Raw genomic sequence first — 13,822 nt, 5'->3', positions numbered from 1 at the left:
GCTCACGCGCCCCCAGACTTTGCTTGTTTCCACGCCTCAAACCGATGCGCCGCGGCCATGGCGAAATAGCGTTCCGTTTCCCAACGAAGCCGGGACATGGCGTTGTCCTGCGGTCTGCCGCGTTCGGCATGGGCCAGCACGTCAGCCGCGGCCTTCAGCTGCGCCATGGCCGATGCACAGCCCTCGCAATCCGGCAGCACGTCGCGGATGATGCTGACCCACATCGGGAAATTCTCATTGCGCACGGTCATCATGCTCAGGTGCGCACAGGCCGCGACCAGACAGCGTTCAGCAGAGGCGGTTCGATTGCTCATTGCAGGTCCGCCCGTTTCTGCCAGTCAAAGAGCGGCGCGCCGTCTGTGACCTCTTGCGCGTCTTGGCGCGGTATCTGGTTCACCCAGGTCGACACGAAATCCTGCAGGCCATGGCCTGCCGTCACCGGGTCGCGCTCACTCTGCACAAGGAAATCGGCTACTGCGGTGCAGGCCGCTTCATCGCGCGGCACCAAGCGAAGGGTGGCGATGGCCAGATCCATGCGGGATCGCAGCGATGTTTGCCCGCATTTCGCGCCCATTGCGGCGGCGGTGGCGCTCAACCCGAATGCAACGACAGGGTTCTGGGTCATGCCGCCCCCCCGTCAAACAATGGCGCTGGGGCCAGTTCGGTTTCGGCAATCGGATAGTCGCGGGCTTGTTCCAACCGGGTGCGACAAGGCGCAATCCAGTCAAAGGCGGTGCCGGTTGCCCCGTCCTTCAGCCAGACAATCCAGCAATAACTGGTGGCGGATGATGCTTCCTTGTCCAACCGGCCCTTCACCAGCGGCACACGTTCCACGAATTGCAGAACCAGCGCGGGCGGCGTGGGCGTGAACAGTGATCGATGACGTTCCTTGCCTTCCAGAAACGAGGTGCGGACAAAGACCGCGACACCGACCTGGGCGCGCATCAGGGCTGTGCGGATGAACTCTTCGCCCATGCGGAACGGCGGGTTGGTGATGATCCAATCCACGGCGTCTTGGTCGCCTGATGCGGGTGCTTGCGTGAATTGAAACGGGTGATCCCATGAACACAGGAAATCGCAGACATCATCCTGCGCCGGGAAGGCGTCGGTGTAATCATGCACATCGCTGGCGTAGACCCGGTCGAAATACTCACCAAGCGGGCGGGCCATATGGCCTTCGCCGCAGGCCGGTTCCCAGACATGCAGCAGGTGAAGCGGTGACACCGCCATAAGCCGTTCGCACAGCGCGCGCGTGGCCCATGGCGGTGTCGGGAAATAATCAAGGCTGTCATGGGGTTCATGACGGCGCTGCATCACAGCGGTGGAACGGTTCGCGCTCATGATGCCTCCCCCCGGACGGTCGGAAAAATGCGGGCGACACCAGCATGATGCCGCCCACAGTCCAACAGGGAGGATAAGGGGGCCACACGACGCGCAACCCGCCCCCTTGCTTTAGGTCCAAATGGGCCAGAATGGCCGCGCGTCAGAATACGATGGGGGGCTTTGCAGCACAGACCGTGCCCCCCTGTTACGGCGGCAATTCGAGCGAGTGCGGACGCCCGATATGCTGCAAATTCTTCAAAATGCGAGGTCGCGCGCAATGGCTGACATTCCCGCAACCGAACCCTATATTGCCGTGTAGTTCGCAAAACGGAGGGGTTCCGATGAAAAGACTGATTATTGCGCTGACCATGCTGCCTGGCGCGGCTATGGCAGACGGTCGCCAATGTGCAGCAATCAAATCGGATACTGACCGGCTGGCCTGTTACGATCAGGCTTTGGGTCACACCCCGACACGCACGGACAGCCCGTCTCAGAACTGGACGATCGAGTCCACAAAATCGGACTTCACCGACCAAACAGATGTCTACGTTTCGACCGCAGCCATTACGCCGATCACATGCGGTCGAAGCGAACCGCCTCGCCTTTTTGTTCGCTGCCTCGAAGGTGAAACGACAGCCTTCTTTTCGCATGGTTGCTATGCACCAGCGACAAATAGAGACACAGGAACGCTGGCGATAGATCTCCGACGCGACATGGAAAAATCGTCTCAGCAAATCAGCCGCGTTAGCACCGATGCGAAAGCATTCGGATGGTGGGAAACCGGAAAAGCAAGGGCCTTTGTCAGAAACAACCTGCTTGATCACGACACAATTGTCGTCCGATTTGAACCCTATCGCACTGTGCCGCAGATCATGCGTTTTGATATCAGCGGATTGCGAAAAGCAATCTCGACCACGAAGTCTAGTTGCAACTGGTCTGAAATGTTCCAAGCCGATTAAAGCGCGCGGAACACTTGTGCGGACATTTGTCCGAAATCGCGAAAAAAAAGAGCGCACTGCCATAGCCATCACTCCGCCGCAAACAGCATGCGCGGCGCAGCCACGGGATGTTCATTGACAGCAATCGCGACGTGACCGCCATTGGCGCCGGTTTCACCCTTCCACCATTTGCGGGCGGTGCGTTCAGACACGCCGAAGATCAGCTGCACATGGTTGAGGTTGCGATAGTTAGCCCGGATATATGCCTGCCATCGGTCAGGAAATTCCCGGTGAACTTGATGCGGATCATAAGCAGGCATCGACGCACCACGCCCCAAGATCTCGTTATGAGCGGCATGCGGGAACTTGTCGGACAATTGTGCGGACACATTTTCCAAACGGAAGGTTTGTGCGGACGAATGCTCGACCTTTTGACCGCCCAAAAGGCCTCTGTCAGAAAGCTGCTTAACCGTGTCTGCAGTCGGGTATGACGAACCATCGCTATAAACGACGACAATTTGAGGCTGATCGTTTGAATTGCTCATGCTGCACCCCGCTCAGGCGTAGCAGCGTGTGCAGCCACCATTTCATCAGACGAAACATCAAACCCGCGCGAAGCCGCACCTCTTATAAGAGCCTGCCAATACTTGGATGGAACCGATCCGCGCTGAAACCATCGATGCACGGCCACCATCTGCAATTTGTCATCCGCAACACGGGCATCATCGAACAAATCACGCCGAGTGGGCCATCTATCAAGAATATCTGTTACCAAATTGGTCATAACGCCTTCTTAATGACCAATTTGGTTATTCGTCAAGTCGCCAAATTGGAAATTGTAACCAAAATGGTCATGCCGCTAAGTGAAACGATGGGTCCGAGCCAAAAAATGTTGATTGATGCAAACCTCATGTTTGAAATGCGCCCAGAGCAAATCGGGCACAGACTGAAGCTTTTGCGAACAGCTTTGAAAATGTCACCGAGTGAAATCTCTGATCGACTGTCTATTCCCAGAACATATTGGTCGCGGTTTGAAGGCGGTAAAAGACCCATCACAGACCAGGTCGCAGCTCTTTTGGTTCAACGCTATGGCGTCACACTCGATTTCTTAATCTTGGGAAAATGGGACAAGCTGCCCGTCGATTTGGCCGAGCAAATGCGAACCGTCGAAGCTGAACTTTCGTCAAAGAACAATTCGTCTAGCGATTGACCGGTTGCGACAGCCTTCAAGGCTAACGACTGCAAATGCCTATTGTGTGACCAATACCAATCCATAAGAGAACAAAACACAAACAAATCTCTCAACGCAAGCAACTTAGCTGTGCGATAATTCGCTCCTCATGACCAATTCGGTCATAATTTTGATTGACAGTTACCATTTTGGTCATTTATGCCTTCTGAAAACAGGAGGCTGAAATGCAACTTTCCGAACTTCCCCGCGCAAATGCACCTCTCATCGCTTCTGACGGGACGGTGACAGTGACAGACGAACTTCTGCGCCACCTCGCCCGCGATTGCCCGGAGCGGCAAGCAGGCGACATCTCTAAGGGCGATCAGGCAATCCTTGCGCTCTACTTGTCTGACATGTGCGGTGAACTGCTCGCGCGCCGCGCCGCAGATCGGGGCACCGAACTACCACGCGTCGCACCGACAATCTGCGCGGATCAACGTCACGCGTTCCTGCGGGAAATCGAACTGGCATTTGAAGATGGAACCGATGTCGACATTGATGCCGTAATTGATCGCAATCCCGTCGCAACGCTTGAGCGTCGTCAGCATCCAACAGCGCCCTATCGCTTGTCCGCCTATGGCATCACCACACGTTGGCACGATCTGCCATGGAAGGCGGCGCGGCACTGGTCGACAATCGCGCGGAGGATCAGCTGATGTGTACATGCACCGATCTGGCCGAGACGCTGGCCACGCTTGAACTGCTCGAAACCGCGGGACGCGAACAGCTTCTTGAATTCGTGGCAGAGGACACCGGCGGCTACTTTAACCCTATTGATCCGGCCAATACCTGGGCCAGCCATCTGGTCGAGATCAAGGCCCATGGCGTGATTGGCAGCGGCCACGACAGCACCGAAGCGGTGCGCAACTGGATTAGCGCGGCGAAGTCGCAACACAACGGTCTGCGCCAGAAACAAGCCAACGACACGGCCCAGATGCTGGGCGCGGAGGTCGAGACATGAACCAGATTCCGCAAGACAAGCGCCCGTTGCGCGCCGCCCTCTGGCGCGAATGCATGATGCATCCGCAGTCCGGTGAATACAGCGCGCCTGAACTGATGGCGATGTGCGCGCGCGAAGCGATTGAGGCATTGGCTGAGGTCAGCCCCCAAGGCGCCAAGAACTTGGCACAGGCGTACGCTTTTGACGTTGAAACTGAGCGCGGGCGCAAGAGCCGCGACTTTTGGAACGGCGCTGCGGACACACGCATCAAACAAGACGTGGATCGCATCGTGCGCCCCGGCGCCGACCCAAAAGGGGCGGCGTGATGCGGCTGTTCTACTTCGAAACCCGTTGGACTGCGTCATCGGATTGGTGCGCCAATGTGTCTGAAACCGAACCGCAGGTCGAAAAGGGTCGCCAAATCAATTCAGGCGGGCTGGGTCCGCGCGTCCGCGCCGTTCAAGAGGTCAACGCCGATCACTATCGCTTCACGCTGAACGAACTGCGCGAGGTCTACTCGCCTGACGGGAGGCTGCGGAACACATGAACCTGACTGAATTCAAATGCCCAGCCTGTAACGGCCAAGGCAAGGTCGTCGCCGAGGTCACGTTGCTCGACCTGCTTAAGGCCTATGCCTCAGTTTGCGAACGGCAGGCCAGCAAATGACCCGCGACCGCTTCGACGAACTCGCCGAGATTGCACGCGAAAACGACCGCGCCGCTGTGTGGGGCGCAACGCTGCACCCTGCCCTCATTGAGCGGATCAACGTCGCGGGTCGCGCAAAGGTCTTTGAGTGTCCGCGTTGGCCCGACTGCGGCTGCCCTGACGGAACCATAGCGCCAGATTGCCCCGGCAAGACACGGGAGACCAAATGATGGACGGCCAGTTTGGAGAGTTTGAGACCGTGCCGCTCGGGACGCGTCAAGCGATTGAGGATCTGCTGCGGGCCGCTGACACGCTGCATGAGTTTGGCCGGTATCAATGCCAGCCCGCTGAATTATCGCAGCAGTATAAGTCTGCTGCAGCAAATCTTCAAAAACTAGTGACGATGCGCTGATGCTGCGGCTTGGTTTGCTCTCTTTTTTGAAACCGACACTGTCGAACTGCCTCAATAGTTCTGCCTGCAGTGTCGGGCAACCTGCCGGGGGCGTGGCAACCTGCCTTCCCGGATTTTTTGAAACAAGTTGCCGGGGGCTGTTGGGGACAGCCCGGATCGGGGCGCGCACGGCTGCCACCACTTACAAAAACAAAACACCGTGCGCGCCCATAGAGAATTTCCGAACCGTGCTTGGTCAGGGGCGCAAATGTAGCTTCGCTGACCCCATGCTGCATGAGTGCCACGCGGAAGGGGATGCTGTCTGCCGTCATAAACCGAAAGGTGTTGGCGGCAGACAGATCAACATCAGCCGCAGCCTGAAGGAATGGCGCGATGCCCAATAAGTTCTTACACGGCAACGGCTTCAATTGCCCTGCATGCCAGCTGCGCCGGGAAACCGCTCTGCTGGATTTTCGTTCGGGCGGCAGAGGGGTGCGGACATGACCTGCAACCTTTGCGACGGCACAGGCCGCATTGCCCGCGACACCGCTGACATCATCGCGGATGCCGTAGCCGACGCCGCCCGCTTTCACTGGAAAACCTCGATCAAGAAGGAAGACACATGCAACGCTTCATCGTGAAAGTCATCGTGTCAGGTGTTGGCCAGATCCAGCACGTCACAAGGGCCAAGTCCAAAAAAGACGCCGAAGCGCGCATCGCTCAGGCCTATCCAAACCGTGAACTGCAGTTCGTATCGGTGACCAGCTGACCATGCCTGCACCCACTGTCACCAAAGCCGCCATCCAGCGCGCCATCGAGGCCACGAAAGCCGCTGGGCTGACGCCAAGCGCGGTCACGGTCAGCAAAGATGGCACCGTGCGCGTGGAAACCGTCACTGAAAAAGCGGTGGACACGGCCAAACCTTCTGCGCAAGTGTTGCAACCCAAGAAATGGGCAAAACGGTGAATGGGGTGCGCGTCGACTTTCCGGGACTTTTAATAGAGCGAAATCGCAACGGTTCACCGCGATACCGTGTCCGCGTGGAAGGCGACAAACGCCGTCGCATCACCATCCCAGTCGGGCCAGACCATTCCGATTTTCCGCATCATTACTACGCCGCGCGCGCCGGCGAAATCTGGACACCGTCACGGTCCAAAGTGGCAGAACGGTCGCTGGACTGGCTCGTCGGACGCTACATGGAATTTCTGGAAAAGATGGTCGAAGCGGGTCAGATGTCACCGGCCACGCTCAAACAGCGACGCAGCGTTCTGTCGCGCCTGTGCGACTTTGAAGACCATGACGGCACCCGCTACGGCGATTGCGAAATGGATGCGCCCACGGCAGCATTCGTGGAAATCCGCGATGCCTGGGCAAACCGGCCCGGCGCAGCTGACAACCTGATTAAATCCGTCCGCGCGGTCTATGCCTGGGCGATCGAGCGTGACGAAATCGCCCACAACCCTGCGGCCGGCATTGCGCCTATCAATCGCAATCCGAAGGGCGGCGCGACACCTTGGACACCAGCAGACCTGAAGGCGTTCAAGAAGGCGCATCCGAAGGGCACAACGGCTTATCTTTGGCTGACCCTTCAGGCGTTCACGGCTTGCCGCATAGGCGATGCCATTTGGCTGGGCCGCGAACAGGAGGTGACTCACAACGGTCAGGTTTGGCTGGAATGGCAACCGCGCAAGAAAGGGTCGGCGCCGGTAACCATCCCCATGCTGCCCACGCTCTTTGAAGCGACACGCGCAGCCAAGGTCATCGGACCGGCCTATGTGCTGAACGAAAAGGGCAAGCCGTTCGCGTCAACCGAAGCGCTGCGCGTTCGCGTCCAGCGCTGGTGCAGCGCCGCCGGCCTATCTGGTCGCTCTTCTCACGGTGTCCGTAAAGCTGTGGCCGAACTGATGGCCGAGTCCGGTTGCAGTCAACACCAGATCATGGCGGTCATGGCACACACCGAAGCGCGCACATCTGAGGTCTATACGAAGGGAGTTCAGCGCCGCCTTTTGGCTGCTGATGGCATCCAGGCATTGGCCAGCCTTGATTGGTAGTCCGGTCCAATGGATAGCAAAGCCGATTTACTTGCCCGTTTTCCGGGGCTGACAATCGAAACCAACCGCAATGGCACAACGCGATATCGCGTTCGGATCGAAGGGCAGAAGACGAAGCGTATTTCGATGGATATCGGCCCCGAACACCCAATGTTCGCAGAAGCATACTACTGCGCCCGCATTGGCGAGAAAGTATGCTATGCTGGTGATTTTGTTTCTGTGGTCGCCGCAACCGGCGATCTCAGCACTCTAATTGCCAGCTTGCTAAAAGGCGCCAAGAGACGCGCTGAGACAGACAACGTGCGGTTTGACTTGGAGAAGGGGCACGTACTGCAAATGCTGGACGCGCAGTCAGGGAAATGTGCGATTTCAGGACTACCGTTTGACCTATCGCCAACAGAGACGCGGCGGCGCCCGTTCGCACCGAGCCTCGATCGCATCGAACAGGGTGGGCCATATATCGAGCCAAATGTCCGGCTTGCATGTGTGGCAGCGAACATCGCTAGAAGCGATTGGTCGGACGATGTTTTGAGGGCGTTAGCGCGCGGGATTTTGGACCATGGTGTCCCGCAGTCTTCAAAAGTGTCCCGCAGTAGGTCGTAAGTTGCTGTTTTTATTGAGGTGAAAAACCAAATGGTAGTGCAGGGTCGCCTCCCTGATAAGCCGATCCAAAGATCAGCGTCTCGCGCATCTCGGCGATATTGGTTCTGTCCTTGATAAGGCCAAAGAACCAGTTGCTGTCTGCGGTGTCGCCATACATCACCGCACCGACGACCGCGTCGTCTTCCAGAACCAACCGGCGGTAAACGCCACGTGCGGGATCGCGGAAAACGATGTCTTCGCGCCCCTCGCCATCGGCAAAATCGCCCGCGCTGAACAGATCACAGCCCGTGACTTTCAGCTTCGTCGCCAGTTCCTTCACGACGAACACGGCCGGCTCGTCCAGAAGATCATGCGCCAGCACCTTCGCTTGGTCATAAAGCGGTGCGACCAAACCGAAGAGATGCCCGTCAAACTCGACACACTCGCCCACGGCATAAATATCCGGGTCCGAGGTTTGCATCTGCGCGTTCACTTCGATGCCACGTGCCACGTCAAGCCCTGCATCCGTCGCAAGCCGCGTTTCGGGGCGAATACCGACGGCCATGACGACCAGATCGGCCTCAAGTCCGGTATTGTCCTCCAGCATCACGCCTTCGACCTTGTCCTCGCCCAGAATGGCTGCGGTCGAGGCCTGACAGATCACCTTGACGCCCTTGTCCTGCAAATCACGGCGCAGCAGGAAACCGGCGCTTTCATCAAGCTGACGCTCCATCAGGTGGCCCATCAGGTGCAACACCGTCACGTCCATGCCGCGCTCGGCGAGCCCTGCGGCAGCCTCCAACCCCAGCAGACCGCCACCAATCACGACGGCCTTACCGCCTCTGGCAGCCGCGTCGATCATGGCGTTGGTGTCATCAAGATCGCGGTAGGTAATCACCCCCGGCAGGTCTTTGCCCTGCACCGGAATGATGAACGGCGCAGACCCCGTCGCGATCAGCAGCTTGTCATAAGGAACATCCCCGTTCTGCCCATGCACAACTTTTGCATCGCGGTCGATGGCCGTGACATGCTCACCAAAGCGGCAGGTGATGTTGTTTTGCGCATACCAATCGTCGTCATGCGTGACGATATCCGCATAGCTTTTATCGCCCGACAAGACCGGGCTCAGCATGATGCGGTTATAGTTGCCCCGCGGTTCTGCGTTGAAAAGCGTGATGTTATAGGCGCTTGGATCGCCGTCGATCAGGTGCTCGATGACACGGCCCGACGCCATGCCTGCACCAATGATAACAAGGTTCTGGGTCATGGCGATTACTCCGCTGCGACCGCTTCAAGAGCGGGCTTTGGTTTGGGTTTCGCGCCATGCTCATATTCCTCAAGGAAATCGAGCACATCCTGGCGGTAGCTGTAGTAATCCGGATGCTCCAACAGCGCTTTACGCGTGCGTGGACGCGGCAGATCGACATCAACGATTTTGCCGATGGTCGCCTGCGGACCGTTGGTCATCATGACCACACGGTCAGCCAGCAGGATCGCCTCATCCACGTCATGGGTGACGCAAATCGCGGTCACCTTGGTGCGCGACCAGACCTCCATGAGGACCTCCTGAAGCTCCCAGCGCGTTAGGCTGTCGAGCATCCCGAAAGGCTCATCCAGAAGCAGTAGTTTCGGAGAAAGCGCAAAGGCCCGCGCAATACCCACACGCTGCTTCATCCCGTTCGAGAGCGACGCTGCCTGCTTGTCCATGCTGTCGGCCAGACCGACGCGCTCAAGATAATACTCAACCACGTCCTGACGCTCGGCCATGCTCGCCTTGGGATAAACCCGGTCCACCCCGATCGAGACATTCTCTTTCGCAGTCAGCCACGGAAAAAGATTGGGCGATTGGAACACAACGGCCCGCTCCGGGTCCGCGCCTTCCACATGGCGCCCGTCCAGCTTGATCGCCCCTTTGGAGATCTCGTTCAGCCCTGCAGCCATCGTCAGCACAGTGGATTTACCGCAGCCCGAATGGCCGATTAGGCTGATGAACTCGCCCTTATTGATCTTCAGGTCGAAATCCTCAACGACGGTCAGCGGGCCTTTCGGCGTCGGATACACCTTGTGAAGCTGCGAAAAGTCGAGGAACCGTTCGTCGATCATGCCTTCCTGAGCCTTGGCCACAGCCGTAGGCACCCCGTGGATCGGCGTCACATTCGGCAACAGGCGAGAGCCTTCAACCTTGGCGGCGACGCCCACGTCCATCAGGTATTTCGTGACCTGCGCCCGCAGGGCTTTGAACGTCTCGTCATGGTTCATCGCCCCCCGATCACGCGGACGAGGAATGTTGACCGCAACCGGATCAGCAAGCGTTCCATCCGGGTTCAGCGGAATAATCCGATCCGCCAGCAAGATCGCTTCATCGACGTCATTGGTAATCAGAATGCAGGTCTTCTTGTCCTGCTCCCAAATCTCCAGGATCTCATCCGCCAGATTGGCGCGCGTCAGTGCATCCAGCGCCGACAACGGCTCGTCCAGCAAAAGCATCTCCGGGTTCATCGCCAGCGCACGCGCCACGGCGACCCGCTGGCGCATCCCGCCCGACAGCTCAGCCGGACGACGTGAAACCGCGTGGCTCAGCCCCACCATGCCGACATAGTGGTCGATCTTGGCCTGACGCGCGCCTTTGGACAGCTTCGGGAACACCGCATCCACAGCCAGCCCGACATTGCCACCCACCGTCAGCCACGGCATCAGCGAGTAGCTTTGAAACACCAGCCCCCGCTCTGGCCCCGGCCCGGTGATCGGCGTGCCCTTAAAGGCAACCTCACCGCTATCGGGCGTCTCCAGCCCCGCGATCAGGTTCATCAGCGTGGACTTCCCAGTGCCGGAAAACCCAAGGATGGCAACAAACTCGCCTTCTTTAATCTCAAGGTTGATCCCCTTGAGCACTTCGGCGCGCGCAGCGCCCTCGCCGAAGCCCTTGTTGACGTTTGTAAAGCTCAGAATGCTCATATCGCTCACCGGTTCGCCGAGAAGGTGAACATCGACTGAAGCGCATACATCACACGGTCCAGCATGAAGCCGATAATGCCGATGGTCAGCACCGCGACCATGATACGCGCCAGCGATTGGCTGGATCCGTTCTGAAACTCGTCCCAGACGAACTTCCCAAGACCGGGGTTCTGAGCCAGCATTTCCGCAGCGATCAACACCATCCAGCCGACACCCAGTGACAACCGCAGGCCCGTGAAGATCAGCGGCAGCGCCGAGGGCAGCACCAGTTTGGTGATCTTGGAATACGTGCTCATTTTCAGGACTTTCGACACGCTCACCAGATCCTTGTCGATGGACGAAACACCCAGCGCGGTATTGATCAGCGTCGGCCAAAGCGAACACAGCGTCACCGTGATCGCCGACACCAAGAACGAGCGCGAGAACATGCCGTCATTCGTCGCATAAACGGCCGAGACGACCATGGTCACAATGGGCAACCATGCCAGCGGACTGACCGGTTTGAAGATTTGGATAAGCGGGTTGATCGCGGCATTTGCCGTCGCCGACAGACCCGCCAGAATTCCCAGTGGGATCGCGATGACCGAGGCGATCAGGAACCCGAAAAACACTGTTTTGATCGAGGTCCAGATTTGATCGTAATAGGTCGGCTTGCCAGTATAGATGCGCTGCCGGACGTCGTCTGCGCGACCATCGGCGATCAAGGCTGCGTTGCGCTCGTCCTGACGGGCATAAAACGCCGCTTCTTTGTCTTTCTCGCGCTGCGCATCAGCGTGCAGGTTTCCGACCTGCTCCCAGACCTGCGCCGGGCCAGGGATGGCCCCCAGCGAAGTCTGCACCCGCGGCGCGAGCGAACCCCATGCCATCAGGAAAATGAGGATAGCCAGAACAGGAACCCCCAAAAGGCGCCAGATCTCGCCCATCTGGGCGCGCGGGTTATCCCCGGCAGCAGCCTTCAGAACAGGGGTCATCCAGGACAGTCCCAGAACCTGAAACCAGCCATCGGCCTTGTTGATCAGGGTAAATCTGCGGGCTTTGCGGGCTTCTTGGTCGAGGGTATCGGGATCAATCGCAGTCATCTGCTTGGTCCTTCTTTTGCTGGCATATGGGGAAAAAGCAGGCGCCACGTCAGCGCCCACTCAAATCAGGCTGGCTTAGCCTTGGATCTCGCTTCCGACGATGATCTGGTCGCCTTTCAGGCCAATCGGCAGGCTTTCCAGGTAAGCGTTGGGGGTGCGGCCGTCATAGGCGATGCCGTCGATGATATCCTCAGCCGGGGTCGGCGCTTTGAAGCCGTCGGTTTCCCAGGGGAAGTCGGCCTCGTTGGCCATGCCTTCATCCACCAGCATGCGCGCAGCTTGCAGGTAGAGGTCGGGGCGGTAGACTTCCTTGGCCGTGTCGATGAACCACTCGTCAGACTTCGGCTCGGGGATCTGGCCCCAACGGCGCATCTGCGTCAGATACCAAATCGCATCAGAATAGAACGGGTAAGTCGCGTTGTAGCGGAAGAACACGTTGAAATCGGGAATGTCGCGCTTGTCGCCCTTCTCAAACTCGAACGTGCCGGTCATCGAGTTGGCAATCACCTCGGCATCCGCGCCCACATATTCCGAGCGTGCAAGGATCTCGACCGCTTCCGGACGGTTGGCGTTGTCGTTCTCGTCCAGCCAGATCGCCGCGCGGATCAGCGCCTTGGTCAGTGCGATGGTCGTGTTGGGGTTTTCCTCGGCAAACTCAGCCGTGATCCCGAACACTTTCTCAGGGTTGTTCTTCCAGATCTGGTAATCTGTGATGACCGGAACACCGATGCCTTTGAAGACAGCCTGCTGGTTCCACGGCTCACCCACGCAATAGCCAAAGATCGTGCCCGCTTCCATCGTGGCCGGCATTTGCGGCGGCGGCGTCACGGACAAAAGCACATCCGCACCGATCTGACCGGAGATATCCTCGGGCGAGTAGTAACCGGGCTCCAGACCACCCGCGGCCAGCCAGTAGCGCAGCTCGTAATTGTGGGTGGAGACCGGGAACACCATGCCCATGTTGAACGGAATGCCCTGATCCTGATAGCTCTCCACGACCGGCTTCATCGCGCTTGCGCTGATCGGGTGCTGTGGGCGGCCATCGTCCATCAACGGCACGTTCGGCTTCATCTGCTCCCAAATCTCGTTGGACACCGTGATGCCGTTACCGTTCAGATCCATCGAGAACGGCGTGATGATATGCGCCTGCGTGCCGTAGCCGATTGTGGCGGCCAGCGGCTGACCGGCCAGCATATGCGCGCCGTCCAGTTGGCCGTCGATCACGCCGTCCAGAAGCACTTTCCAGTTGGCTTGCGCTTCAAGGGTGACGAACAGACCTTCGTCTTCGAAATAGCCGTTCTCGTAGGCGATAGCCAAAGGGGCCATATCGGTCAGCTTGATAAAGCCAAAGGTCAGCTCGTCTTTTTCAAGGTCCAGCATCTCGGCCATCGCCGTGGTGGCCAGAAGTCCTGCTGTGATCGTGCAAGTGAGTAAAGTTTTCATCGCAGATGTCCTTTTTGTCTGCTCCGGAAGGGAGACCCGGAAAACGAAAAAAGCCGCTTGTAAGCTGCGCGGAGGGGAGGCTCCGTGCGACATACAAGCGGCTTTGCTTTTTGAGTGATTGGATGCCGCCATTGGCATCCGGAAACTTGGAGGGCATCTATGCCCGTATCGTTATCATTCAACTAGATCAGGAAGCGCTCAACGATTTTGACGCTGTAATCGCCACAAAAATGCTGCAATGCAG

22 protein-coding genes and 1 pseudogene are annotated in these 13,822 nt (G+C 58.2%); 15 read left to right on the top strand and 8 right to left on the bottom strand.

The annotated features are described in order from the left end of the window. Positions 1 to 2: 2 nt before the first annotated feature. The 3 genes from KUW67_RS15640 to KUW67_RS15630 are packed head-to-tail and all read right to left on the bottom strand — an operon-like array spanning position 3 to position 1,341. A complete protein-coding gene (locus tag KUW67_RS15640; protein WP_224826270.1) occupies positions 3 to 314 on the bottom strand; it encodes a hypothetical protein in 312 nt (103 codons plus the stop codon). Beyond that, positions 311 to 625 carry a hypothetical protein gene (locus KUW67_RS15635; RefSeq protein ID WP_224826269.1) on the bottom strand — a complete coding sequence of 105 codons (315 nt, stop codon included), beginning with the start codon at positions 623 to 625 and terminating at the stop codon, positions 311 to 313. Before KUW67_RS15635 ends, KUW67_RS15640 begins: the two co-directional genes overlap by 4 nt. Then, a complete protein-coding gene (locus KUW67_RS15630; protein ID WP_224826268.1) occupies positions 622 to 1,341 on the bottom strand; it encodes a hypothetical protein in 720 nt (239 codons plus the stop codon). Before KUW67_RS15630 ends, KUW67_RS15635 begins: the two co-directional genes overlap by 4 nt. A gap of 323 nt (positions 1,342 to 1,664) precedes the next feature. Here KUW67_RS15630 and KUW67_RS15625 point away from each other — a divergent pair, with 323 nt between their 5' ends. Then, positions 1,665 to 2,282 carry a type VI secretion system-associated protein TagO gene (locus tag KUW67_RS15625; RefSeq protein ID WP_224826267.1) on the top strand — a complete coding sequence of 206 codons (618 nt, stop codon included), beginning with the start codon at positions 1,665 to 1,667 and terminating at the stop codon, positions 2,280 to 2,282. A gap of 68 nt (positions 2,283 to 2,350) precedes the next feature. On the opposite strand, the gene KUW67_RS15620 is transcribed toward KUW67_RS15625, so the two are convergent. Then, positions 2,351 to 2,806 carry a hypothetical protein gene (locus KUW67_RS15620; protein ID WP_224826266.1) on the bottom strand — a complete coding sequence of 152 codons (456 nt, stop codon included), beginning with the start codon at positions 2,804 to 2,806 and terminating at the stop codon, positions 2,351 to 2,353. Between the two features lie 134 nt (positions 2,807 to 2,940). On the opposite strand from KUW67_RS15620, the gene KUW67_RS15615 reads away from it, so the two are divergent. The 14 genes from KUW67_RS15615 to KUW67_RS15555 all read left to right on the top strand — a co-directional run bounded on the left by KUW67_RS15615 (position 2,941) and on the right by KUW67_RS15555 (position 8,122). Further along, the gene (locus KUW67_RS15615) at positions 2,941 to 3,471 is read left to right on the top strand and encodes a helix-turn-helix transcriptional regulator (protein WP_224826265.1); all 531 of its coding nucleotides are present in this window, start codon (positions 2,941 to 2,943) and stop codon (positions 3,469 to 3,471) included. 206 nt (positions 3,472 to 3,677) lie between these two features. Beyond that, positions 3,678 to 4,148, top strand: a complete 471-nt coding sequence (locus tag KUW67_RS15610) for a hypothetical protein (protein WP_224826264.1) — start codon at positions 3,678 to 3,680, stop codon at positions 4,146 to 4,148. After that, positions 4,148 to 4,453 carry a hypothetical protein gene (locus KUW67_RS15605; RefSeq protein WP_224826263.1) on the top strand — a complete coding sequence of 102 codons (306 nt, stop codon included), beginning with the start codon at positions 4,148 to 4,150 and terminating at the stop codon, positions 4,451 to 4,453. Before KUW67_RS15610 ends, KUW67_RS15605 begins: the two co-directional genes overlap by 1 nt. Next, complete coding sequence (locus tag KUW67_RS15600; protein ID WP_224826262.1) at positions 4,450 to 4,758, top strand: hypothetical protein; 309 nt, start codon at positions 4,450 to 4,452, stop codon at positions 4,756 to 4,758. Before KUW67_RS15605 ends, KUW67_RS15600 begins: the two co-directional genes overlap by 4 nt. Further along, the gene (locus tag KUW67_RS15595) at positions 4,758 to 4,979 is read left to right on the top strand and encodes a hypothetical protein (RefSeq protein WP_224826261.1); all 222 of its coding nucleotides are present in this window, start codon (positions 4,758 to 4,760) and stop codon (positions 4,977 to 4,979) included. The genes KUW67_RS15600 and KUW67_RS15595 overlap by 1 nt, the downstream gene beginning before the upstream one ends. Continuing rightward, complete coding sequence (locus tag KUW67_RS18420; protein WP_255596848.1) at positions 4,976 to 5,098, top strand: hypothetical protein; 123 nt, start codon at positions 4,976 to 4,978, stop codon at positions 5,096 to 5,098. The genes KUW67_RS15595 and KUW67_RS18420 overlap by 4 nt, the downstream gene beginning before the upstream one ends. After that, positions 5,095 to 5,307 carry a hypothetical protein gene (locus KUW67_RS15590; protein ID WP_224826260.1) on the top strand — a complete coding sequence of 71 codons (213 nt, stop codon included), beginning with the start codon at positions 5,095 to 5,097 and terminating at the stop codon, positions 5,305 to 5,307. The genes KUW67_RS18420 and KUW67_RS15590 overlap by 4 nt, the downstream gene beginning before the upstream one ends. Next, entirely contained in the window at positions 5,304 to 5,489 is a 186-nt protein-coding gene (locus KUW67_RS15585; protein ID WP_224826259.1) for a hypothetical protein, read from the top strand. Before KUW67_RS15590 ends, KUW67_RS15585 begins: the two co-directional genes overlap by 4 nt. After that, positions 5,489 to 5,872, top strand: coding sequence for a hypothetical protein (locus tag KUW67_RS15580; RefSeq protein ID WP_224826258.1), 384 nt, complete (start codon positions 5,489 to 5,491; stop codon positions 5,870 to 5,872). Before KUW67_RS15585 ends, KUW67_RS15580 begins: the two co-directional genes overlap by 1 nt. Positions 5,873 to 5,968: 96 nt before the next feature. Then, positions 5,969 to 6,109, top strand: a complete 141-nt coding sequence (locus tag KUW67_RS15575; protein WP_224826257.1) for a hypothetical protein — start codon at positions 5,969 to 5,971, stop codon at positions 6,107 to 6,109. Beyond that, the gene (locus tag KUW67_RS15570; RefSeq protein ID WP_224826256.1) at positions 6,091 to 6,237 is read left to right on the top strand and encodes a hypothetical protein; all 147 of its coding nucleotides are present in this window, start codon (positions 6,091 to 6,093) and stop codon (positions 6,235 to 6,237) included. The genes KUW67_RS15575 and KUW67_RS15570 overlap by 19 nt, the downstream gene beginning before the upstream one ends. A gap of 2 nt (positions 6,238 to 6,239) precedes the next feature. Beyond that, complete coding sequence (locus KUW67_RS15565; RefSeq protein ID WP_224826255.1) at positions 6,240 to 6,434, top strand: hypothetical protein; 195 nt, start codon at positions 6,240 to 6,242, stop codon at positions 6,432 to 6,434. Next, entirely contained in the window at positions 6,419 to 7,519 is a 1,101-nt protein-coding gene (locus tag KUW67_RS15560; protein ID WP_224826254.1) for a site-specific integrase, read from the top strand. Before KUW67_RS15565 ends, KUW67_RS15560 begins: the two co-directional genes overlap by 16 nt. Before the next feature lie 9 nt (positions 7,520 to 7,528). Then, the gene (locus KUW67_RS15555; protein ID WP_224826253.1) at positions 7,529 to 8,122 is read left to right on the top strand and encodes a hypothetical protein; all 594 of its coding nucleotides are present in this window, start codon (positions 7,529 to 7,531) and stop codon (positions 8,120 to 8,122) included. Between the two features lie 31 nt (positions 8,123 to 8,153). Here KUW67_RS15555 and KUW67_RS15550 read toward each other — a convergent pair. The 4 genes and pseudogenes from KUW67_RS15550 to KUW67_RS15535 form a co-directional block, all read right to left on the bottom strand. Beyond that, positions 8,154 to 9,368, bottom strand: a pseudogene (locus tag KUW67_RS15550) (NAD(P)/FAD-dependent oxidoreductase); the annotation flags it as partial. A 5-nt stretch (positions 9,369 to 9,373) separates the two neighbouring features. Further along, positions 9,374 to 11,056 (bottom strand): ABC transporter ATP-binding protein, encoded by a 1,683-nt coding sequence (locus KUW67_RS15545; RefSeq protein WP_224826252.1) that lies wholly within the window; start codon positions 11,054 to 11,056, stop codon positions 9,374 to 9,376. A gap of 5 nt (positions 11,057 to 11,061) precedes the next feature. Further along, a complete protein-coding gene (locus KUW67_RS15540; protein ID WP_224826251.1) occupies positions 11,062 to 12,135 on the bottom strand; it encodes an ABC transporter permease in 1,074 nt (357 codons plus the stop codon). A gap of 75 nt (positions 12,136 to 12,210) precedes the next feature. Then, complete coding sequence (locus tag KUW67_RS15535) at positions 12,211 to 13,578, bottom strand: CmpA/NrtA family ABC transporter substrate-binding protein (RefSeq protein WP_224826250.1); 1,368 nt, start codon at positions 13,576 to 13,578, stop codon at positions 12,211 to 12,213. Positions 13,579 to 13,822: the final 244 nt, after the last annotated feature.

This window comes from Cognatishimia sp. MH4019 (assembly GCF_020177595.1).
Classification (GTDB): domain Bacteria; phylum Pseudomonadota; class Alphaproteobacteria; order Rhodobacterales; family Rhodobacteraceae; genus JAHTBL01.
Note: the sequence above shows the minus strand (reverse complement) of the source record. Positions and strands in the feature narration are given on the sequence as shown.